12 protein-coding genes are annotated in these 22812 nt (G+C 60.9%); 3 read left to right on the top strand and 9 right to left on the bottom strand.

Translation table 11 applies throughout. The features are described 5' to 3' along the window. Window positions 1-128 precede the first annotated feature (128 nt). The 5 genes from E0F99_RS09730 to E0F99_RS09705 all read right to left on the bottom strand — a co-directional run bounded on the left by E0F99_RS09730 (window position 129) and on the right by E0F99_RS09705 (window position 13912). Window positions 129-3980, bottom strand: coding sequence for a sensor domain-containing protein (locus E0F99_RS09730; protein ID WP_083356682.1), 3852 nt, complete (start codon window positions 3978-3980; stop codon window positions 129-131). 519 nt (window positions 3981-4499) lie between these two features. Next, a complete protein-coding gene (cysC, locus tag E0F99_RS09720) occupies window positions 4500-5105 on the bottom strand; it encodes an adenylyl-sulfate kinase (RefSeq protein WP_083356683.1) in 606 nt (201 codons plus the stop codon). Beyond that, window positions 5089-6606 carry a TolC family protein gene (locus E0F99_RS09715; protein WP_083356684.1) on the bottom strand — a complete coding sequence of 506 codons (1518 nt, stop codon included), beginning with the start codon at window positions 6604-6606 and terminating at the stop codon, window positions 5089-5091. The genes cysC and E0F99_RS09715 overlap by 17 nt, the downstream gene beginning before the upstream one ends. A gap of 48 nt (window positions 6607-6654) precedes the next feature. After that, entirely contained in the window at window positions 6655-13011 is a 6357-nt protein-coding gene (locus tag E0F99_RS09710) for an Ig-like domain-containing protein (RefSeq protein WP_083356685.1), read from the bottom strand. A 55-nt stretch (window positions 13012-13066) separates the two neighbouring features. Further along, entirely contained in the window at window positions 13067-13912 is an 846-nt protein-coding gene (locus E0F99_RS09705) for a sulfotransferase family protein (RefSeq protein ID WP_083356686.1), read from the bottom strand. A gap of 658 nt (window positions 13913-14570) precedes the next feature. On the opposite strand from E0F99_RS09705, the gene E0F99_RS09700 reads away from it, so the two are divergent. Then, on the top strand, window positions 14571-15158 hold the full coding sequence (locus tag E0F99_RS09700; protein WP_083356687.1) for a phage tail protein: 588 nt from the start codon (window positions 14571-14573) through the stop codon (window positions 15156-15158). A gap of 51 nt (window positions 15159-15209) precedes the next feature. Next, on the top strand, window positions 15210-15521 hold the full coding sequence (locus E0F99_RS09695; RefSeq protein ID WP_083356688.1) for a DUF6916 family protein: 312 nt from the start codon (window positions 15210-15212) through the stop codon (window positions 15519-15521). A 55-nt stretch (window positions 15522-15576) separates the two neighbouring features. On the opposite strand, the gene E0F99_RS09690 is transcribed toward E0F99_RS09695, so the two are convergent. The 4 genes from E0F99_RS09690 to E0F99_RS09675 are packed head-to-tail and all read right to left on the bottom strand — an operon-like array spanning window position 15577 to window position 20276. Continuing rightward, entirely contained in the window at window positions 15577-16071 is a 495-nt protein-coding gene (locus E0F99_RS09690; RefSeq protein WP_083356689.1) for a GNAT family N-acetyltransferase, read from the bottom strand. Window positions 16072-16083: 12 nt separating this feature from the next. After that, on the bottom strand, window positions 16084-18180 hold the full coding sequence (locus tag E0F99_RS09685) for an efflux RND transporter periplasmic adaptor subunit (protein WP_130908754.1): 2097 nt from the start codon (window positions 18178-18180) through the stop codon (window positions 16084-16086). Next, window positions 18181-19500, bottom strand: a complete 1320-nt coding sequence (locus E0F99_RS09680; RefSeq protein ID WP_130908753.1) for an efflux RND transporter periplasmic adaptor subunit — start codon at window positions 19498-19500, stop codon at window positions 18181-18183. Next, window positions 19497-20276: an efflux RND transporter periplasmic adaptor subunit gene (locus tag E0F99_RS09675; protein WP_083356692.1), complete on the bottom strand. Its 780-nt coding sequence runs from the start codon at window positions 20274-20276 to the stop codon at window positions 19497-19499. The genes E0F99_RS09680 and E0F99_RS09675 overlap by 4 nt, the downstream gene beginning before the upstream one ends. 682 nt (window positions 20277-20958) lie before the next feature. Between E0F99_RS09675 and ettA the strand changes: the two genes are divergently transcribed. Further along, window positions 20959-22650 (top strand): energy-dependent translational throttle protein EttA, encoded by a 1692-nt coding sequence (gene ettA, locus E0F99_RS09670; RefSeq protein ID WP_130908752.1) that lies wholly within the window; start codon window positions 20959-20961, stop codon window positions 22648-22650. Window positions 22651-22812 lie beyond the last annotated feature (162 nt).

Genomic DNA, 22812 nt, shown 5'->3' with positions numbered 1-22812 from the left:
AAGGAGGGCATTCTAACCCAATGGGTTTTAGATGGCATATGAAAGGACATCATGTCGCGGACAAGTGGGGCTCATCTGGGGATAGGCGGCCTCCCTGTGGCGAGCGGGCTCGCCACAGACGCAGCGAATCAGTCGAACATGAATAGCGCATCGTTACTGAACTGCGCCTCAAACCGATTCGCTGGCATCGGCCGCCCAAACAGATAGCCCTGCACTTCATCGCAACCATGCTCGCGCAGGAAGTCCAGCTGCTCATGGGTTTCCACACCCTCGGCGATCACCGCCAGGTTCAGGCTGTGGGCCATGGCGATAATGGCGCGGGCGATTTGCGCATCCTGTTCGCCGGACGGCAGGCCATCGACAAACGTGCGGTCGATCTTCAACACGTCGATGGGGAATTGCTTGAGGTAGTTCAGCGACGAATAACCCGTGCCGAAATCGTCCACCGCGATGCTCAGGCCGAGGTTTTTCAGGCTGGCGAGGATCTGCATGGCCTCGTTGACCTCACGCATCAGGATACTTTCAGTCAGCTCCAATTCCAGGCACGCCGGCGGCAGGCCAGTGTCCCTGAGGATGGTAGCGATGCGCTCGCCCAGTTGGCCGTCCGAGAATTGCCGCGCCGAGATGTTCACCGAGACTTTCGGCACGCGCACCTTGTTCTGGTGCCAGGTCTTGAGCTGGCGGCAGGCTTCCGCCAGCACCCAATCGCCCACGTCCACCACCAGCCCCAACTCTTCCAGCACCGGAATGAAATCACCCGGCGGCACCAGCCCACGGCGTGGGTGGCGCCAGCGCAGCAGCGCTTCGGCGCCGGTCAAACGTTTGCCATCGCCGCTGAACTGCGGTTGGTAATACAGCACGAATTCGTTCTGCTCCAGGGCGTGGCGCAGGTCGCTTTCCAACTCCAGACGCTCAAGCGCACTGGCGTTCATATCCGCCTGGTAGAACTGGAAGTTGTTCTTGCCGCGCTCCTTGGCGTGGTACATCGCGGTGTCGGCGTTTTTCATCAGTTGGCTCAGCTCGTTGCCGTCCTGCGGGCTCAAGGCGATGCCGATACTGGCGGTCACGAAGAATTCGCGGCCTTCCAGTACGAACGGCTTCACCAGGCTCGCCAGAATCTGCTCGGCCACGGTGATTGCGCGGTTCAGCGCCATCTCGCGGCTGGCTCGCGGTTGCAGCAGCAAGGTGAATTCGTCGCCGCCCATGCGTGCCACGGTGTCGTCTTCGGCCACGCAGCCCAGCAGGCGGGTGGCCATCTCCTTGAGCATGCGGTCGCCAGCGGCGTGGCCCAAGGAGTCGTTGATCGGCTTGAAGCGGTCGAGGTCGAGGAACATCAGCACCACCCACGACTTCTGCCGATCCGCTGCCTGCAATGCGGTGTGCAGGCGATCCTGGAACAGGGTGCGGTTGGGCAGGTGGGTCAGGGCGTCGTAGTAGGCCAGGCGGTGGATGCGTTGTTCGCTCGCCTTGCGCTCGCTGATATCGCTGAAGAAGCACACGTAGCTCGCCAAGTCGCCTTCGTCATCGAACACGGCGGTAATGCCGACCCACGCCGGGTAATGTTCGCCATTGCGCCGCTTGAGCCACACTTCACCTTCCCAGGTACTGTGCTGGTGCAGTTGCTTGAGCACATAACGCAGGTGAGCTTCCTGCTGTTCGTCGACCGTGAGCATGTTCGGCAACTGGTCGAGCACATCCGCCACGGCATAACCGCTGACACGGCTGAACGCCTCGTTGGCTTGCACGATGTAGCCCGCCGGGTCGGTGATCAGAATCGCCGAGGTGGAGTGTTCGAATACCGTGGCGGCCATGCGCAGGTCTTTCTCGGCGCGGCGTTGCTGGCTGATATCGCGGCCGACACCGAGGATGCCTTCAAACGCGCCGTGTTCGTCCCACACCAGCACCAGGCGCAGCTCGATCGGCACCTTGCGCCCATCGGCGCGCAGGCAGTCGAACAAGAACAGCTGGGTTTGCACGTCATCGCGCAGCTTATTCAACGCCGCAACGTCGCCCAGCGAACGGCTGACCTGTTCCACCAGGCTGTAAATACCGGTCAATTGTTGCGGGTTGGCGATGATCGACTGCCAGCCATTCTTGAACACCCAATCCACGTCATAACCGAGCACGGCACTGACCGACGGGCTGATGTAGTTGAGGGCCAACTGGCTGTCGGTGGAGCAGATCACGTCGCTGATGCTTTCGGCCAGCATGCGGTAGCGCTGCTCGCTGTCACGCAGGGATTCGCTGGCTTCGATCTGGTCGGTGATGTCCTTGGCCACGCCGATGATCCGCGTGACCACGGCGGTCTTGTCGCGTGCCAGGGCTTGCTCGCGGATATCGAAGCGCCGCCATTGGTTATTGCGGTGCCGAAAGCGCAACTGGCATTGCAACTGAGTGGTGTAACTTTCATCGCGTTGCTGTTGGCGTAAGTCGTGGTAATACTCGGCGTCTTCCGGGTGCAGCAGGATTTCCCAAAAGTACTCGCCCATTTGCTGCAGTTCTTCCCTGTTGTAGCCCAGGGTGTGGCCCAAATGGTGGTTGCTGAAGATCATCCGCTGGCTGATCACGTCCTGCACATACAGGTGGTCCGGCACGGTGCGCACCACGTCTGACCAGAAGCTTTCGCGCTCCACCAGCGACAGCTCGATCAGCTTGCGGCTGGTGATGTCGCTGATGCTGAGGATCACCGCCTTGAAGTCGTCCTGCTGCTCCGGCAGGCGCATCACCAGCCACAGGTATTGATCATTGCCGTCGACGTCATTGAGCTGGATTTCCAGCTCCAGCTGTTTTTGCTGGGTCAGTACGGCCTCTAACACCTGATAACCGATGGCTGTGGCGTTGCGCGGGCAGTCATCGATCAGGCGCTCCCAGGCTTGCTCGCAAGACCTCACGTTCAACAGGCGCACAGCCACCTGGTTGACCTCGGTGATGCGTAACTCCTTGAGCAGTTGTTGGCGTTCTTCGGCGTTGTTGTGCAGCCACGCCTGCAATTGCTCACGGGTGTGCAGGTGGGCTTTATCGAAGAACGCCTTCAAGCCCGACAGGTCGAGCACGCACAGGGCCACGCCGGTGCCTTCGAAAATATCCTGGTAACGGCGGCGGCCTTCATGCACCTGGCGCTGGCGGCGGCGCATGTTGAGCAGCACGATCACCGGGATCAGCGAGAAGGCCAGGCCCAGCAGGCATTTGCCGATAAACGCCGGCAGCAGTTGCTCCAGCACGGCGCTGCGGTCGAACAGCCCGCGCAACTGCCAGTCGCTTTTGCTCAGCGGCGTGACCAGCACGCTTTTATTCAATTCGTCCGGCGTGAGAGCAGAGGCCCATTGCGCCGGCATGCCGTTGTCACGGCTGACCACGCGGTGGTTGAGACGGTTCTCCACGGCCCACATCGGGCGCTGGCCCTGGCTGTCCTGGCGGGTGAGGTTGCTCAGGTAACTGGGCGCCAGGCGCAGAGCCCAATACATTTTCGAGCCGCCACTGGGCTGCTGCAACAACAGATAGATAAGCGTGCCGTCGGTGTTGTTGCTCAGGTAATAAGGCTGCGAGTGGCTGCGCTGCACCAGCTCTTCAAGCCAGGCGCTGTCCTGGCTGTTTTTGGCGCTGTCGCTGATCATCGCGCCGCTGGGGGCCAGCAGGGCAACACTGCGCAGCTCCGGCAGCGAGCGTTGCAAGGTGCGCATCAGCGTCTGTTGCTGTTCGTCGTTGCGCGGCGGCTCGACCATCGGCAGTAAATTCAGCGCTATTTTTGCGCTCAGGGCCATGTTCAGGCTGATCTGTTCAGCCAGGTCGGCGCTGTAGTCAATGGTGTACTGTTGCTGGTTTTTTTGGTTTTGCTGCAATTGGTCCAGCAGTTGCCAGAACAATAACGCGAGCAGCATCAGGACAAGCGTCGCCAATGCGCCTTTGAGGGTGCCGTGCAGGGGCGCTCCCGGCGCTATATGAGCGGCGCGCAGGGGAGTGGGCGGCGTGACTTTGGACAAGCTGTGATCCTGCGGTTTGGCTGGATTGGCGCGCGACGTGCACTATAAGCCGGACGCCCGGAGGGCGGCTAGCATGCCTTGAGTTGTGGCAAAGTGCCAGTCCCGGCTGGCTGGACTGACCAAGCGCATTGAGGTCGCTTTGCCGGTTACGCGGGGGCGTTCGAGCCCCAGACATTCAGGCTTTTTGCGCACGCAGGCATTGATCACCGTCACCGGCCCGCGCGGCGCATGGCCTGCACGGGCTTCGCCCGCTCAATTGATCAGTCGCTGACGCAAGGTGCACCAAGGCACAATACGCCTGTCTATCCTATAAAGTTTTAGTGACGTCTTGTTTTTGACTGAATGGCCTCACATAGATTGGCTTGTCGGTTGTCGTAATCAGCGCCATGCCTATCCAACCCCTCGAGAAATATTGCGTGTTGAAGTGACTGCGCCAGGCGTCTTCGGCAATTGACGCCAACGCCTGCAGCAACCGTGGCAAATCTACCGGCACCGGCAGTCGCGAATACGCCGCACAGCTCATGTCTTATGCAGCACCGAGCACTCGCCGAGCCAGGTCACCAGACGATCAAGACAGGCCTCCACTGTCTGCGTACCCGTATCGAGCACCAACGAGGCCTGCAACGGTGGCTCATACGGCGCCGAGACCCCGGTAAATCCGGCTAACTCACCTCGTCGCGCCCGAGCGTAATGCCCTTTCGGATCACGCTGCTCGCACACCGCCAATGAAGCGCTGCACCAGACCTCGCGATAGTCCTCGCCCAAACGTTGGGCAAAGACTTCGCGCAGTTCGGCCAATGGCGCAATCATTGCCAGAATCACGATCTGACCATTTTCCACCAGCAGAGCGGCGAGTTCGCTGGCGCGGCGAATGTTTTCCTGGCGATCCGCGTCACTGAATCCCAAATCCCGACTGAGCCCGATACGCAAGCTATCGCCATCAAGCACCACCGTTTGCCAGCCACACCCGAACAACGTGGCGTGCAGCGCTTGAGCCAGCGTTGATTTGCCCGCCGCCGGCAAACCGGTCAGCAAAATGGCCGCACCGCGATGGCCATTGCGGACCTCGCGTTGCATACGGCTGATGCTGGCGCTCGGCGCCAGCACGTCATTGCACCGAGGCATTCGCCACCACTGGCAACGAAATATCCCCCGCCGCCCACGCCGACTCACGCTTGGCCAGTGCGTTCGCGATCGCCTGCACGTCCGTGGACTGCACTTGATCCGGCAGCGGGTCGAGCCCGGCACTGGCGAAAATCTGGCCGTAGGCATTGCGCAGATCGGCGTAAGAAAGATCACGACGCAGGTCGGCTTGCAGGTTGTTCAGCTCACCCTGAATCAACTCCAGTTCACCAATGCCTGCGGCCTGATGACGATTGCGCAACTGGCCAACGATTTGCCCGTCAATGTCGGACAACTGCTGGCTGGTCTTGAACTGGCGTAACGCCTCTTGATAGTTGGCGTTGGCCACATAAAGCTGCGCCAGCACTGCAATCGACATCGCCTCACGCCGTGCAGCGGCGACTTCTTCGCCTGCCTTGGCGACGTTGATCGCCGCTGGAGCGGAGATCACGTTGAACAGGTTCCAGGTGATTTTTACGCCGTAGTCGGCCCAGCCTTGCTCCACGAGGAACGAGTTGCTGTCGTAATGCCCGCCGGCCGAAAACTCCAGGCCTGGCAGCAAACGCAGCATGGCTTTGCGGGTTTCGGCGGCGCTGATGCGCGTCTGGTAATCCTGCTCGCGCAGTTCCGGACGGCTGGTCAAAGCCTCCTGTTCGAGCTTTGCCAGATCGACCTTGAGTTCGGGAACCTGATAACCAGCATCAGTGGCCAACGTGAGATTTGTACCCAGCGGCAGATTGATCAGGGTGGCCAGTTCGGTTTTCGCCAGTGACAGCGCGCGGCGCTGCTCCTCCAATTGACGCGTGGCTTCGATGAGTGAGCGCTGATAACCCAAGGCCTGAACCGGGTCGCCGATACGTTGTTCGCTCATGCTCTGGCTGTTTTTTCGGGCAGCGTCGACCCGTACCATCAAGCTGTCGATCTGCTTGAGCAAACGTTCGGCGGCCATCGCTCGCCAGTACGCCGAGCGCACATCCTGGACGATGGTGTTGATCACTTTGCGCCGACGTTCCTGCACGATCAGGCGCTGATCACCCTGTTGTTTGGCGCTGATATAGCTGACACCGAAGTCGAGGACGTTCCAGACCATGGTCAGATCCGCCACTTCGCGGTCGCGATCCTGCGAGGTCGACGGTTCCAGCGACTGGGTGCCGGTGCGCACGCTCTGGCTACTGGAAGCACTGACGTTGTTACGCCCCACATACCCGGCATCCAGCGCCATGCGCGGCAGCATGTCGAAGCTGGCCAGGTCGAGCTGCCGCTTGGCCAGCGCTTCCTCCATGATCTTCAAGCGGCCTTCAAGGTTGTACTTCACTGCGCGGGCCATGGCCTGATGCAGCGTCAGAGGGCCGCGCAGCGGCTCCTGATCCTTGTACATGTTTTGCAGGTCGGTTCTGGCCCGCTGTTCACTGACGCTGCGCTCAATCGGTTCGCTGGTGACTGCGCACCCGCTGATCGCTAGCGCCAGCAGGCTGGCGCCGAACAACTTCTGACTCTTATTCATCCCTGGATCGCCCCTAGGTCCCGCTCAGTGTTAATGAGTTGTGTGTTATCAGGCCGACATTTCGCTGATGCCGGCCTGTTGCAGAGCGCACGCCAAGTTGTAGACCCGGTGCTGCTCGTTGTCTTTGAGTTGCTGCAATTGCTCAACCAGGGACGGGGCGCCAAACACGCCGCGCAGCCCTTGGGAAGCATCGCCGGCCTTGATCGAATGGCTGCCGAAGGCATTCAGCGAATCACGCGCGGCGTCGCTGTTCTGATTGAACAGACTGGAGAGCGTACTGGTGCCGAACACCCCACCATCGCCGCCGCCAAAGCCAAGGAAACCATGCCCGGCGCCGTCACCCGTGCTGTCACTGCTGGTGAACACCTGAGCAAGGAAACTCGGGCTCAGGGCACCATGGTTCATGAATATGTCGCCCAAGGGACGGATGCCGTTGCCAATCACCCGTTGTTCGAACAACGGCGTAAAGGTCAGCGGTGAGCCAAGGTCGCCCGTCGGTGCGCTGAACACGATCGGTTGCAGCGCGGTGTAAGGCACATCGGGGAACGTCACCGGATCACTGCTGCGGAACTGCGGATTCGGTGTGACCACGAAGGTCGGCGTAGCGGCCGTGTTCACCACGTAATTGTCGGACTGGCTCACACCGCTGCCACTATTGCCCGCCAGGTCACTGACGCCGCCCCGGTTGACGGTGATTGCGTTACTGGCGCTGCTGACATTGGCGCTTGGCGTCAGGGTCGCGGTCCAGGTCTTGCCGCCGTCATTGCTGCTCAGGTTGGACAAGGTGCCATTGGCGACACTGATGTCAGAGAGATCAAAACCGCTGACCACCTCATTGAAGGTGATCGTCACCTGCGAGGTCTGGCCAACACCCAGGTTCGGATTGGCGACCACCACGGTGGCGGTCGGCCGTTCGCTGTCCAGGGCATAGTTGTTCGACACCGCCACGGTGCTGCCGACGTTGCCCGCCAGATCCGTGACGTTGCTCGTGTCGAGCGCGATGAAATTGCTCGGGTCGGTCACATTGGCGGTTGGCGTGAACGTGGCGGTCCAGGTGTTGCCGCCGTCATTGCTGCTCAGGTTGCTCAATTCGCCGTTGGTCACGCTCAGGTCGGACAGGTCGAAGTTACTCACCGCCTCGCTGAAGGTGAACGTCACGGTGGTGGTCTGGCCGATACCCAGAGTCGGGTTGGCGACCACGATGCTCACCGTTGGCCGGGTCGCGTCGAGCGCGTAATTGTTGGAGATGGCGATGCTCGCACCGAGGTTGCCGGCCAGATCCTGCACGCCGGCAGTGTCGATCACGATCAGGTTGCTTGTGTCGTTGACGTTGGCGGTCGGCGTCAGCGTGGCGACCCAGGTGATGCCACCATCGCTGCTGCTCAGGTTCGACAGCGTGCCGTTGGCGACGCTGATGTCCGACAGGTCAAAGCCGCTCACCGCTTCACTGAAGGTGATCGTCACGGTGGTGGTTTCGCCGATGCCCAGGCGATTGTCGGCCACCACGATCGTGGCGGTGGGCAGTGCGGTGTCGATCGCGAAATTATTCGAGTCCGTGGTGCCCACGCCGCTGTTGCCCGATGTATTGACCACACCGCTGTTGTCGAGGGTGATGACGTTGGTCGTGTCAGTGATATTGCCGGTGGGTGTGAACGTCGCCGTCCAGGTAATGCCGCCGTCAATGCTCACGACGCTGTTCAGGGCGCCATTGACGATGGTCAGGTCAGCGTTACTGAAGTCTGCGACGGCCTCGCTGAAGGTAATGGTCACCGTCGAGGTTTCCCCGGCCTTGAGCGCGGTGTCTGCGACAACAATGGTTGCGGTCGGCACTTCGGTATGCACTGCGTAATTGCCCGAGTTGGTGGAGCCAGTGCCAGCATTACCGGCCAGATCGCTGATGCCGGTATTGTTCAGGGTGATCAGGTTGCTGGCGTCGCTGACGCCAATGGTCGGGGTAAACGTCGCCGTCCAGGTGATACCGCCGTCGCTCGACGACACGTTGCTCAGCGTGCCATTGACGACGCCCAGGTCGGAATTGTCGAAACCGGTCACCGCTTCGCTGAAGGTGATGGTCACGGTCGCTGTTTCACCGGGGCGCAGATCGTTGTCGCTCACGACGATGGTCGCGGTCGGGCGCTGACTGTCGACGGCGTAGTTGTTCGAATCGCTGGTGCCGCTCCCGGCGTTGCCTGCCCCGTCGACGATACCGGTGTTGTCCAGGGTGATCAGGTTGCTGGTGTCGGTGATGCCGGCTGCTGGGGTAAACGTCGCGGTATAGGTGATGTTATCCGAGGTGTTCAGCCCGGAAAGCGTGCCGTTTTCAGCAGTCAGGTCTGCCAGGGTGAAACCGGTCACTGCCTCGCTGAAGGTGACAGTGACGGTGGTGGCCTGGCCAATGCCCAGCGCCGTATCGGCTACCACAATGGTGGCGGTTGGGCGCTGGGTGTCGATGGCGTAATTGTTCGAATCCGTGGTGCCGACCCCCACGTTGCCAGACCCGCTCTGCACCCCGGTATTGTCCAGGGTGATCAGGTTGGTCGCGTCGGTGATATTGGCGCTTGGGGTAAAGGTCGCCGTCCAGGTGATGCCACCGTCGCTGGTGCTCACGGCGCTCAACGTGCCGTTGGCGACGGTCAGGTCGGCATTACTGAAGCCCGTCACGGCCTCGGAGAAGGTGATCGTCACCGTGGTGGTCTCGCCGATGCTCAGGCTGTTGTCGGCGACCACAAGAGTGGCCGTCGGCACCATCGTGTCGATCACGAAGTTGCCGGAGTTGGTGACGCCGGTGCCGGCGTTACCGGCCAGGTCAGCGATGCCAGTGTTGTTCAGGCCTATAACGTTGCTCGTATCGTTGACCCCGAGCGTAGGCGTGTACGTCGCCGTCCAGGTGATGCCGCCATCGCTGCTGCTCACGGCGGTCAACGTGCCATTGGGAATGTTCAGATCGGCGTTGGTGAAGCCCGTCACTGCCTCGGAAAAGGTGATGGTCACCAGCGACGTTTCACCGGCACTGAGGCTGGTATCGGCCAGCACGATGGTCGCGGTTGGGCGTTGCGTGTCGATGGCGTAGTTGTTCGAATCGGAGGTGCCGCTGCCGGCGTTACCGGCCAGGTCAGCGATGCCGGTGTTGTCCAGGGTCACCAGGTTGGTGGCGTCGGTGATATTGCTGGTCGGGGTGAACGTTGCCGTCCAGGTGACACCGCCATCGCTGCTGCTCACGGCCGTCAGCGTGCCGTTGGCGATGGTCAGGTCGGCGTTGCTGAACCCGGTCACCGCTTCGGAGAAGGTGAAGGTCACCAACGATGTATCGCCGATTTTCAAGGCTGTGTCAGCGAACACGACAGTGGCCGTCGGGCGCTGGTTGTCGATGGCGTAGTTGTTGGAGTCGGTGGTGCCGCTGCCGGCATTGCCGTTCAAGTCACTGACCCCGCTGTTGTCCAGGGTGATCAGGTTGGTGAGATCGGTCATGTTGGCGGTCGGTGTGAAGGTTGCCGTCCAGGTGATCCCCCCATCGCTGCTGCTCACGGCGCTCAGCGTGCCATTGGCGATGGTCAGGTCGGCATTACTGAAACCCATCACGGCCTCGGAGAAGGTGATGGTCACCAACGATGTTTCGCCGATTCTCAAGGCGTTGTCGGCGACGACGATGGTCGCGGTCGGGCGCTGCGTGTCGATGGCGTAGTTGTTGGAGTCGGTGGTGCCGCTGCCGGCATTGCCGGACAGATCGGAGATGCCGGTGTTGTCCAGGGTGATCAGGTTGGTGGTATCGCTGACGTTATTGGTTGGCGTGAAGGTCGCCGTCCAGGTGATCCCGCCGTCGCTGCTGCTCAAACCGCTCACGCTGCCGTTGTCCACGGACAGATCGGCGGTGGTGAAACCGGTCACGGCCTCGCTGAACGTGATGGTGACCTGCGAGGTTTCCCCAGCCTTGAGCGCGGTGTCCGCGACGACAAGGGTGGCCGTCGGGCGCACAGTGTCGATGGCGTAATTGTTGGAATCGGTGGTACCGCTGCCGGCGTTACCGGCCAGATCAGCGATCCCGGTATTATCCAGCGTGACCAGGTTAGTGGTGTCGGTGACACCGCCGCTCGGCGTAAACGTCGCCGTCCAGGTAATGCCTCCGTCGCTGCTGCTCACGGCGGACAACGTACCGTTGGCGATGGTCAGGTCGGCGTTGGTGAAACCACTGATCGCTTCAGTGAAGGTGATGGTCACCAGCGACGTTTCACCGACTTTCAGGGCCGTGTCAGCAACAACGATAGTGGCCGTCGGGCGCTGGGTATCGATTACATAATTACTGGAATTGGTGGTACCGACACCCACGGTACCGTCAGAGACGGCCGCCACACCGGTGTTGTCCAGGGTGATGACGTTGGTGGTGTCGGTAATGCCGTTGGTCGGCGTGAAAGTCGCGGTCCAGGTGATACCGCCGTCGTTGCTGTTCACGGCCGTCAACGTGCCGTTGGCGATGGTCAGGTCGGCATTGGTGAAACCGGTGACTGCCGTGTTGAAGGTGATGGTCACCAGCGAGGTTTCGCCAATTTTCAGGGCGCTGTCCGCCAGTACGATGGTCGCGGTCGGTGGCTCGACGTAGTTGGGGTTGTACGTGCCGCCGGTACTGTAAACCGCATCCGTGGAACTGGGCGAAGCGCCTGTCGAGCCGCTGTTTGAAGGGCCGCCAACACCACTGGCCGCCGCGTTGCCGGTCATGGCGGCGACGTTGGCAGCGGTGATCAATACCGTACCGCCGTTGTTCCAGATGGCCCCGACGCCACGGCCACCGTCACCGCCGTTGGCAAGGTTGCCGCCGCTGCCACCCCCACCGCCGCCACCACCCGCCGCGAGGTTGTTGCTGATGACTGACGTGCCGATGACTTTCAAGGTGCCGGACGAGGCATTGTAGATACCACCGGCCGCGCTGCCACCAACGCCGCCGACCGCGTTCCAGCCCGAACCACCACCGCCGCCACCAATGGACAGCGTGCTATTGGTCGCGGAGCCACCGTTGCCGCCGTGACTGTAGCCGGAGGCGCCATTGCCGCCGACGCCGCCAATGCTGGTACCGCCGCGCCCGCCCATGTCGTTCTGGGTGTAGCCGCCGCCATAACCACCGGTATTGGCAGAGCCGGCCCCACCGGCATAGCTCAAGTTGCCTGGGCCTGTCGAACCACCATGGCCACCGTTACCGCCACCGATCCCACCGCCGCCACCGCCGCCGCCACCGGAGTATCCACCGGATAAGCCACCGCCGCCGCCACCACCGGAAGCGGCGTTGGCAGTGACCGTCACGTTATTGAGCGTAAGAATGCCGGCGTTGAAAATCCCGCCACCCATGGCGCCCGCCGCTGCCGCGCCACCGTTACCGCCATTGCCGGCCACCAGTCCCTTGGTGATCACCAGCCCGTCCAGTGTCACGGTGCTGCCGGAAGTGACTTCCACCACACGGGTCTTGTATTGCCCATCGAGGGTCACGTCGGCCACGCCGTCGTTATTCAGATCGCCATCGACGGTGATGTTCTTGTTGATCAACAACTCGGAGTTGAGCTGCACGGTCATACCGGCGTTGAAGGTGACAATGTCGCCGTTTTGCGCAGACGCCAGTGCCGTACGCAACGAGCCGACTCCCGAGTCGAGGTTGTTAGTCGCGGTCCAGGTGGCCAGGCCCCACTGATATTCGCTCATTGCCTTGGTCGACAGGACGTTGGCGCTTTCGATGGTGCCGGTGGCAATTTCCAGATCCCAGTCGCCGCCGACACCGGTGCGGTTGTTCGAAGCGGCCACATCCCGTCCGGTCAACTGCGCCAGCGAGTCGACGAAATTCAAGCCGCGATCACCCTCGGCGGTGTAGCAGCCGTAAATCAGGATGTCGCCGCCAACGTTCATGTCCTTGCCGATTTCGCCGAGGATTGCGCTGCGCTGCGCGACGTTGTCGGCAGACAGATAACTGTTGCCCAGCCACAGATCGCCAGCGTTGCCGTGCGCAATAATCTGCACCGAGCTGACGCCTTGATGCTGATCAAGATAATCGGCGATCTGCTGCAAGCCGTCCTGGGTCGCGTTGAGTTTCACCACCTGAGTGCCGGGAGCAATGCCCTGGAGCAGGCTGTCGGCGTCCTTGACCCGTGAATCGACGAATACCACGCTCTGCCCCGGCACTGCGACGGGGCTGACGGCCGGTGTCGCATCGGCCTGACCGTGGGTGTCCTTACTGGCCACCGGCTGATCGGCCGTCGGCGTTTTCGCTGCATCCGCCGTGGTGTGGCTGTCAGCCTGGGCAGCGGTATCGGCCACCGTCGCCGCAACGGCTCCGTCGAACAGCATGCGCGGTTCCAGCGACATGATCATCGGCGCGGCAAGCGTCTGCTGACATTCGGTTACTCGCGACTTCTGCTTGCTCCACCACATGCTGCTCACCCGGATTCGAACACAGTTGTTGACGCATCAATGAAAAACGCCGCGATCAGTTGACCGCGGCGTCGGACTTCATACGAATGACATTGGCAGCGCTGGCTGAGCCATCAAGCCAAAAAGACAAATCAGCGTATTGCTTGAACAGGTCAGGCGGCAGAATCGTGCGCCGTGACTGCAGAGCAACCTTGGGTTTGACCTTGTGCAGGCCGGCAACACCAAGGGCTTGATCGAATTCGGGCGCGTCGTACGCCAGATGTTCAAAATCGTGTTCGAACCACGGCTCGCCGATAAAATCGTAGACCAGCCGCAGCACTCGCTCCGGGGCCTGAGTCAGCAACTCGTAATCAATGATCAGCAACGAGTCGGCGTGCTCGCCGTAATAGGCTTCCTTGAGCGCCGCCCAGGCAAAACCCACCAGCCGGTTACGCTGAGCCAGGGTTTCGCAGCGGCTGTAGACCGTGTTGCGCTCGACGGCGTCACCGAACAGCTTGGTGTTTTCGTAAGGGTTGGCGCGATAGAGCCGTTCAAGGCTGTCCATCACCCACGCAACGTTGCGTACGCAAGCGATGATTTTGGCTTTGGGGAACAGGTCGTTGAGCGCGGGCAGCCGCGAGCTCCATTGCCGGTTGGTGTCAAACACAACCGGTTTGTCGGTCTTGTCGGCGTAGTAGGAATCGAAAAGACCACGCAGCAGACGGCGGCGCGTCTGGGTGTCGATCACCGCGCCGAACTCACTGCCGGCGCTGCATTGCTCGAGCACGCTGGAAAAGAGAGAGCCAACCGGGCTGGTCATACCGGCGTGAAACCGCGGATTCTGCAAAAGGATCGCAGAAAGAAGGGTCGAGCCTGAGCGCGGCAAACCGGCGACAAAGTGGAACTGCTGCAATCCATTCACCGTAATCGAAAGTCCTTTTGTTCGACGAAGCGTAGTTCAACATTGACCCCACGACTAGTAGTGTTTTGACATCAGTTAAGAGCAAAAAGAACTAATCAATTAATTTTTTATCGCGAAAAGAAAGGTGAAACGATTAGGTCCACGCAGGACTGATTTAACCGCCAGCTTCGCGACGAAGACTCGCGCTGCGCTCCACCAGCGCGAACTTGCCAAGTCGCCGCAAACGCCATGCATTCGCCAGGCCCCTCAAGCGCTGCCGCCAACGAGACCTGGCGATTCCCCGTCAGTTCGGCCCCGACCAGCGACACCAACACCCGTACACGATTTTACAAACGGGCGATGGCCAACGACGCGAGCATCGGCGAGCCCAACGCAAACGCCGTCAGCTACCGCTTGATGAATACCGGCTCAACTCCGTTTACCGCCATTGCTTGCTCTCGTCGTCTCACGGCGCCCACTACGTTTGAGCCTGTAGCACTTGAGGGCAGACGTGTGATGAGCGTCGATGCCATTCGCTGTTCCACGACATCCGGCAACCTCGCCGATCCCGGTCTACGCTGTGGCGTGGCGTGACCTGGCCACGGAGTGCCCAAGCAAAAGCACAAGCCTGAACCCACTCGCGGCCCGCCGACAATCAATCAGAAGGGATGAGGAATTTATGGACGTTTACATGGGCACTGTTATGACGTTTGCCTTCAACTACGCGCCCAGCGGCTGGGCCTTTTGCAACGGTCAGATGATGAGTGTTTCGCAATACAGCGCGCTGTTTGCGTTGCTGGGCACCAACTATGGCGGCAACGGTGTCCAGACGTTCGGACTGCCCAATCTGCAGAGTCGAATGCCGATCTGCCAGGGCACAGGTCAGGGCCTGTCGACTCGCGTAATGGGTGAAGTTGCCGGCACTGAAGCCGTGATTCCAACCCTCAATAATCTGCCAACCCACACTCACACACTGGCCGGCCTCACGGCCACCACCACCGTGCAACTGGCCAACCCGGCGAGCAACCCGTTGGGCGCCCCGACCGCCACCAACGCCTATATCGGTGCTTCGGGCACAGGGCCAGGTCTGGCGAATATCTTCTCGGACGCACAAGGCGCTTCGCCCGTCCCCCTCAAAGGTGCGCAGACCGCGATCAGCGGCACTATCACCCCCACGGGCAACGGCCAGTCGATGGCGATCATGAACCCGTATCTGGTGCTCAACTTCAGCATCGCGCTGCAAGGCATTTTCCCTGCACGCAACTGAACGACTGCCGGGGGGCTGTCCCCCGGCTTCCTACTTGGCTGGAGCGAAGCTATGTTGCAGACGATTCAAAGCCAACATTTCCAGGAACTGCTGGGCCGGAGCAGCATCCTGCACCTGCCTGATGGCAGTGCACTGCAAATCCACATCGAATACCTTGAAGAGCAGCCCGCCGCGAAAATGCGCTACAGCGAGCGGATGCCATTCAGTGTCGAATTGAGAAGTCTGGAACCGACTGAATTTGTCGATGGATTGTGTGCGCTGCAACTGCCAGAGCTCGGGCAGGTGCAGGACATCTTCGTTTCCCGGGTGCCGCCGATGGGACGGGATCCGCAGTTGGGCTACTTCCACATCGCCTTCAACTGACTCAACAAACATCCCCCGGTGGGCGCGAGCGCGCTTGCGAAAAGACCCTATCCGTTTATTGGGGATACCAGACAAGTCTTTCGGCGGCCGGATTACTTTCTTCCACGGCAAATCCCAGTGCCAAATAGTGCTGGCGTGCCTGGCGATTGCTGCTCCACACCACCGTCGCCACCGGGCAGCGAATCTGTTGCGCGGCTTTCTGCACGCCTTGCAGCACGGCGCGGCCAAAACCCTGGCCACGCGCCGGCGGGATGAACGCCAGATACAACACGCGAATTTCGTTTGCGCCAAAATCAGTGCTCAAGGCACCGATAGCCGTACCGAGTTTTTCCACCACGTAGTGCATGGCGTTGGGGTAGTTATCCCCCATGCCCTGTTCCTGCACCTGAAACTGCTGGGCGGCTATTTGCTGCACCTGTTCCGGCTCGTCGTCGATCCATTGCAGATCCGGTCGCGCCGTTTGATAAAGGCTTTGCAGAAATGGGCCGTCGGTTGCCCGCGAAGGCCGCACTACCAATCCCTCTGCTGCCACTGCTGCGTTATTCGTCATCGCCGCTCTCCGTTAAAAACCGCTTTCCCTGACACCCAGTGCCGCCATCCGCCGCCATGCCACACCCAGCAACGACTCGCCGCGCCCCTGCAACACGACCACGCCGCGCAACGGTTGCAGCGGCGTTGGCGCGTTATCGAGCACACTCAAGCGCGCGCCGTACTGCGCCTGCACCGGTTCCGCCCGTTGCTGTTGATCGCGGCGCACGGCAATCGGCCCGTGGTGATCGGACGTCAGTGCTTGCTGATCGACGTAGGCAACGCCGTTGGTGTCGACTTCGTCCAGTTGCACCGCGAGCGCCGGGTGCATCGGGTCGTCGGCGATGAACCGGCCGCTGGCGCCGGGCTCGACCCGCCACAACTGCGCTTCGGCCAGATAACCACGCAGGCGTGTGCCGTCTTCGACGACTCGGGCCAGTGCATCCTTGCTCGAAATCCAGCGCCCGACGCTCAGGTTCGGCAGCAAATCACGCACATGTCCGGCGTGCGGCGCGCGTAGCAACAGGCGTTCACGGCGGGCCGTGAGCCCGCGGTATTCGGCCACCGCTTCGGCCAGTTTTTGCTCAACGACACCGGCGTCCGCCGCTGTTTCACTGCGGCCGGCCTGTCGGCGCATCAGCAACTGCTGGATCTGGATCTCCCGCCGCACGATGGCGCGCTTCGAATCGAGATCCGGAGATTCCAGTTCGATCAGCACATCCCCTTGGGCGACCTTCTGACCGTCCTGCACTTTCACCGCTTTGACCCGCGCCGCAGTGGGTGCATACAGAGCGCTTGCACGTCCGGCCTCTAACATCGTCGGCAGCTCCACGGCGCTGCGCCAAGGCACAATCAGCACCAGCATCAACCCCAGCAATGCCAGACTGAAGAGCACCACGCGCGGGCCATACGCCTGCTCACGGCGGCTCCACCACTGGCGCCATTCACGCATGATCGGCAGAAAGATGAACCACACCAGTTCCACCAGCATCAGGAAGATCCCCAGCACCTTGAAGAACAGGTGATAGACCGCCAGCGCGATCCCGAAAAACAACGCCGCACGCCATAACCACGAGCCATACCCCCAGATCAGCAAACGCCGTTGCATTTTCGGCGACCAAGGTTCCGGCGCGGGTGCGCCATAACCGAACAAAAACTCGCGCAAGCGCCAGCGACACAAGGCAAACGCACGGCCCTGAAGGTTGTCGACTTGCCACAAATCGCTGATCAGAAAGTAGCCGTCAAAACGCATGAAGGGATTGAGGTTGACCACCAGCGTGGTGATCCAGGTGGCGCTGGCGAGCATGAACGCCGCCGTGCGTCCCGGGCCATCAGGCAACAACGACCATGCCAGCAGTGCGATGCACGCCAACAGCAATTCAGCCAGCACGCCACCGGCGCCAATCAACAACCGTGCACGACGATCATTGACGCGCCAGGCATCGCTGACATCGGTGTAGAACATCGGCAGCAGCACCATGAACGCCACGCCCATGCTCTGCACCCGGCACCCGGCGCGCTTGGCCATGAACGCGTGGCCGAACTCATGACAAAGCTTGGCAAAGAACAGCGCCATGGCGAACGCCAATGCGCCGCCGAGGCTGAACAGGTGCGGAAAAGTGCCGACAAACCGCTGCCAGTCCCGCGAGACCAGAAACACCCCGAGCGCCAACGTTGCCGGCAAGCCGTAGCGCAACACGCGTGGGCCGAAGCGTTCCAGCCACGGCCAGGCGCGATTGAGAAAGGCGTCTGGACGCCACAGCGGTATGCGGAAAAACAGGTACTGATGCAGAAGGATTTGCCACAGGCTCTGTTTCTGCGCCAAGGCCTTGAGCCGATAACTGGCGCGCTGTTGATCGTCGAGGGCACTGATCAAATCGTGCCCACGGAGAAACTCCAGCAGTTGCTCGAGCTCGGTGCCGTCCAGCGGTAGGCCCGGCTCACGATTGGCCGCACGCAGGACCTGCTCGGTATCGCCCAGCGCCCAGTGGCGCAACAGGCGCATCGCCGCCGCGCCCAGTTTGAAATAACGCCCGCGCACCGGGTCGGCCAGGGTCCAGCGTGGCGAGCCATCCAATGCTGGCGCTGCGGGCGACAGTTGCAGGTCGGCACGTAGGCTCGGCAGGGTCATTTACAGGCCCACGCTCTGGCGCAGACCGGCCAATGGGCGACGCAACAGATACAGCGCCAGCGGCGCACGGTCACCGAAGATTTTCGCCGTACCGCGCAGGCCGATGCGCGGCGGTGCGTCGACGAAATTGGCGTCGAGCCGATACGCCAGTTGCCCGCCAGCCGTCGGTTGTGCTTCGTAGGCCGAGCGCTCCAGCGTCGCGAGGTGGCGCTTCAAGGGGTCGCTGTCGAGAAACAATGCGATCTCGGCACCGGGCTCTAACGATATCGCGTCGCCCACGGCCAGTTCGATACGCAGTTCGGCCTGGTTCGGGTCGGCAATTTCCATCAGGCGTTCGCCGGTCTGCACGGGTTTGCCGGTCAAGCGTTCGGCATCGGCGAACACCGCGATGCCATCGCGTTCGGCACGCACTTCGCTGCGGTTGAGCAGTTCGCGTGCGTAGTCGCGTTCGGCGCGTTTTTGCTCGACGCGCGCGGCCAGCAAGTCCATCCGCGAGTTGGATTCGGCATCGGTGAACGAGCGCTGGGAATTGGATTTGAGTTCGGCTTCGGCCACATCCAATGCCCGTTCGGCCACATCGGCCTGAGCCGTGAGGGTGGTGCTTTCGAAGCGCAGCAACAGTTCGCCGGTTTTCACCGTCTGATTGGGTTTGACCAGAAACTCGGCGATCACCCCGTCCAGCGGTGCCGCTACCACACGGCCGCCCAGTGGTACTACTTCGGCCGGTGCCAGCACCGATTGACGCACCGGGATGAACAGCCCGAGCAACAGCGCCGCGACCAGTGCTACCTGACGTTTACGTGTCCAGCGCAACCGCCATGGTGTGCGTGGCTGCAACGCCAGCCAGGCGTGGCTGTAGGTGTCGCCCAGTTGCGAGAGCAAGACGTGTTCGGAAGGATTCCACGGCACATCGCGGGCCAGCCACAAGCCGCCGAACACTTGCCTATCCCGATCAATCAACGGCAGCCAGAACACGTGTGCGGCGGACAAACTACGCCAATCGGCCTGGATCGATTCGCCGAGCGACTGCGGCGCAATCACCCGCGCCTGCTGCAGCACATCCTGCTTGAACAACTGTGCCACGGCTTGCTCGACAAACGCCACGAACGGCGCATTGGGCTCAACCGCGCTGACGCCGGTCACCGCTTGCACCTTGCCAGCGATCAACAACGCTACGTGGCGAAAACCGAACAGCGACTGGCCGTCATTGACCAGGCTGTAGGCCAGTTGCGCGGCGTCGCGGGCAGCACGGGTCTGGCGTTCGAGGTCAAGAAAGCGCGCAAATACCTGCCCGGCGCCGCCACCGACGGGGGCGTTCAATCAAGCTCCGGAAAATGCGCCGTGCCGCTCATGCCGGCCAGCAGGCCTTTGGCTTCTGGGAGTGAGGCGACCAGCAACAGGGTCTGACTGCCCTCGTCGATTCGCGCGCCGAGGCGTTTGACCGTGGCTTCGATCGGTTGACCGGTTTCATCGGGAATAAAGGAAAACGTCTGGCCTGGCTTGAGTTTGGCCATCCAGCGCGACGGCACCAGTAGATGGATTTCCAACGTGCGGTTGTCAACCACGTCCAGCAGCGGCGCACCAGCCGGCACGCTCTCATAGCGTTTGACCTTGCGTTCGACCACTTGCCCGTCGAACGGCGCGATCACGCTGCAGCGTTTGACCTGCACCTGATAAACCTGAGATTGCGCCTGGGCTTCGCTGACCTTGGCCTCAGCCCGCGCCACTTCGAAACGCCCGACGGAATTGAGTGCGGCCAATTGTTTGTTGTGCGCCAGCTCTTCACCGGCGCCGCGGCCAGCCGCCTGCGCGGCATTGAGTTGCGCCTGATAGGCCGAGCAATCGAACCGCGCGAGCACGTCGCCCTTCTTGAACGACTCGCCCTCACTGAACGGCAACTCGACAATCCGCCCGGACAGCTCACTGGCCAGAACCGCCTGATCTCGAGCGCGAAGCACACCCCGCGCCTCACTGCTTGCGGCACCCGCCCCGACCGCTGGGCTATCCAGCAGCGGATCGCCCAGCCCGGGCGTTTGCGCCTGAACTGCACACGTTATAAAGGTCAATCCAAAAACCCAACCACGAAAACGCTGCATAACCGCTACTCCCTGACGGATGAGCGGAGTCTACGACAGCGAGGGTTAACGTCAAGCGATAGGCCAGCATTGCGCCTGTTGTTTTTGGTGTAAAAAATCGAAAGAGCCCAACTCAACCCATCGTAAATATTACCTGAGTGGGATATTCCATAACGCTCATATTCGCTTTCCATGAAGGCGTGCATCGAATACACCGAAACGTTCGGCATATGGAGGGAAGACCTGGCTGAAACGAGTCGTTGCCGCTGACCGAAAACTAACCCTTGAGGCTATTAAGGGGGCGGCAAAAACTTGGGTTGGTGATGCCGCGAGACCCTGCACTCTCACGATACTCGACAGGAATGGGAGTGCCGAGAGAACGCTTGATTCGGTTCTTGCTTTACCCGTGAATGTATAGACCCAGGCTCGAAATTTTGATGCCCGCCCCGACTGCTCCCAGGTCACCTAAAGGTAGGGTAGTCAACAGGCCAGTGCGCTTGCACCAACACTTTTCTTCTAGCAACATTGATGCTTATTTCTATCCTCTGATGACCCCACGAGTCGGCCCCAACACTCAACGTTTTCAACGTATAGTGACGAATCGAGTTTGGCTGAGTCAGAAGCACGACTTTTTTGATTTTTGTATCTCGTGCTCAAAATACTAAAAAGCCGAGCAATCTCCGACCCATAGGTGTAATTAAAAATGGCAAAAGGTGACAAACACGGGCAGACAGGTTCGTACGTCTTCACTATGCATCGGCTGGGAAAAGTTGTTCCGCCGAAGCGGGAAATCCTGAAAAACATTTCGCTGTCCTTCTTCCCAGGCGCCAAGATCGGCGTGCTTGGCCTTAACGGTTCGGGTAAGTCCACGCTGCTGAAAATCATGGCTGGCGTTGACACCGAGTTCGAAGGCGAAGCCCGCCCGATGCCCGAACTGAACATCGGCTACCTGCCGCAAGAGCCGATCCTGGACCCGACCAAGACCGTGCGCGAAGTGGTCGAAGAGGCCGTGGCCGTGATCAAGAACGCCCAGGCGCGCCTGGACGAGGTCTACGCCGCCTACGCCGAAGAAGATGCTGACTTCGACAAGCTCGCCGCCGAACAGGCCAAGCTCGAAGCCATCTTGCAGGCCAGCGACGGTCACAACCTGGAGCGCCAGTTGGAAGTCGCCGCCGATGCGCTGCGCCTGCCGGCGTGGGACGCCAAGATCGAATTCCTGTCCGGTGGTGAAAAACGTCGTGTGGCCCTTTGCCGCCTGCTGCTGTCGGCCCCTGACATGCTGCTGCTCGACGAACCGACCAACCACTTGGACGCCGATTCCGTCGCCTGGCTGGAACACTTCCTGCACGATTTCTCGGGCACCGTGGTTGCGATCACGCACGACCGCTACTTCCTGGACAACGTAGCTGGCTGGATCCTTGAGCTCGACCGTGGCGCCGGTATCCCTTACGAGGGCAACTACTCCGGTTGGCTGGAAGCCAAGTCCGACCGTCTGGCTGCCGAATCCAAGCAGCAATCGGCCCACGAAAAAGCCATGAAGGAAGAACTGGAGTGGGTGCGCAAAGGCGCCAAGGCCCGCCAGTCCAAATCCAAGGCACGTCTGCAACGCTTTGAAGAAATGCAGTCGCAGGAATTCCAGAAGCGCAGCGAAACCAACGAGATCTACATCCCGGCCGGCCCACGCTTGGGTGATAAGGTCATCGAGTTCAAGAACGTCAGCAAAGGCTATGGCGACCGCGTGTTGATCGACAACCTGTCGTTCTCCATGCCAAAAGGCGCGATCGTCGGCGTTATTGGTGGTAACGGTGCGGGTAAATCCACGCTGTTCCGCATGCTGATGGGCAAGGAAACCCCGGATTCGGGCACCATCGAAGTCGGTGAAACCGTGCAATTGGCCTGTGTCGACCAAAGCCGCGAAGACCTGGATGGCAGCAAGACTGTGTTCCAGCAAATCTCTGACGGTTCCGACCAGATCCGCATCGGCAACTATGAAATCCCGTCGCGTACCTACGTCGGCCGTTTCAACTTCAAGGGCGGCGACCAGCAGAAGTTCGTCAAGGACCTGTCCGGTGGTGAGCGTGGCCGCTTGCACCTGGCCCTGACCCTGAAAGAGGGCGGCAACGTGTTGCTGCTCGACGAACCGTCCAACGACCTCGACGTTGAAACCCTGCGTTCCCTGGAAGAAGCCCTGCTGGACTTCCCGGGCGCCGCCATTGTGATCTCTCACGATCGGTGGTTCCTTGACCGTGTCGCGACCCATATCCTGGCGTACGAAGACGACTCGCAAGCAGTGTTCTTTGAAGGTAACTACACCGAGTACGAAGCGGACCGTAAAGTGCGCTTGGGCGAAGCAGCTGCCCAGCCGCACCGTGTACGGCACAAAAAACTGGCCTGATTCGGGCGGGTTTGAAAAAGCGGAGCCTTCGGGCTCCGTTTTTTTGTGCGCGTTATTCAGGTGGACCGCGTTGAATTCATTCGCGAGCAAGCCCCACATTCGACCGCATTCCAAAGTGGCAACCCGATCAAATGTAGGAGCGGGCTTGCTCGCGAAGGCGGT

The sequence above is a fragment of the Pseudomonas antarctica genome (assembly GCF_900624995.1).
Lineage (GTDB): Bacteria > Pseudomonadota > Gammaproteobacteria > Pseudomonadales > Pseudomonadaceae > Aquipseudomonas > Aquipseudomonas antarctica.
This window is presented reverse-complemented; position numbering and strand designations above follow the sequence as displayed.

Coding starts and splice junctions, on each gene's coding strand:
- cysC (WP_083356683.1), bottom strand. CDS start 5,105: ATGCCTCGGTGCAATGACGTGCTGGCGCCGAGCGCCAGCATCAGCCGT.
- E0F99_RS09675 (WP_083356692.1), bottom strand. CDS start 20,276: ATGCAGCGTTTTCGTGGTTGGGTTTTTGGATTGACCTTTATAACGTGT.
- E0F99_RS09695 (WP_083356688.1), top strand. CDS start 15,210: ATGTTGCAGACGATTCAAAGCCAACATTTCCAGGAACTGCTGGGCCGG.
- ettA (WP_130908752.1), top strand. CDS start 20,959: ATGGCAAAAGGTGACAAACACGGGCAGACAGGTTCGTACGTCTTCACT.
- E0F99_RS09690 (WP_083356689.1), bottom strand. CDS start 16,071: ATGACGAATAACGCAGCAGTGGCAGCAGAGGGATTGGTAGTGCGGCCT.
- E0F99_RS09685 (WP_130908754.1), bottom strand. CDS start 18,180: ATGACCCTGCCGAGCCTACGTGCCGACCTGCAACTGTCGCCCGCAGCG.
- E0F99_RS09710 (WP_083356685.1), bottom strand. CDS start 13,011: ATGTGGTGGAGCAAGCAGAAGTCGCGAGTAACCGAATGTCAGCAGACG.
- E0F99_RS09715 (WP_083356684.1), bottom strand. CDS start 6,606: ATGAATAAGAGTCAGAAGTTGTTCGGCGCCAGCCTGCTGGCGCTAGCG.
- E0F99_RS09700 (WP_083356687.1), top strand. CDS start 14,571: ATGGACGTTTACATGGGCACTGTTATGACGTTTGCCTTCAACTACGCG.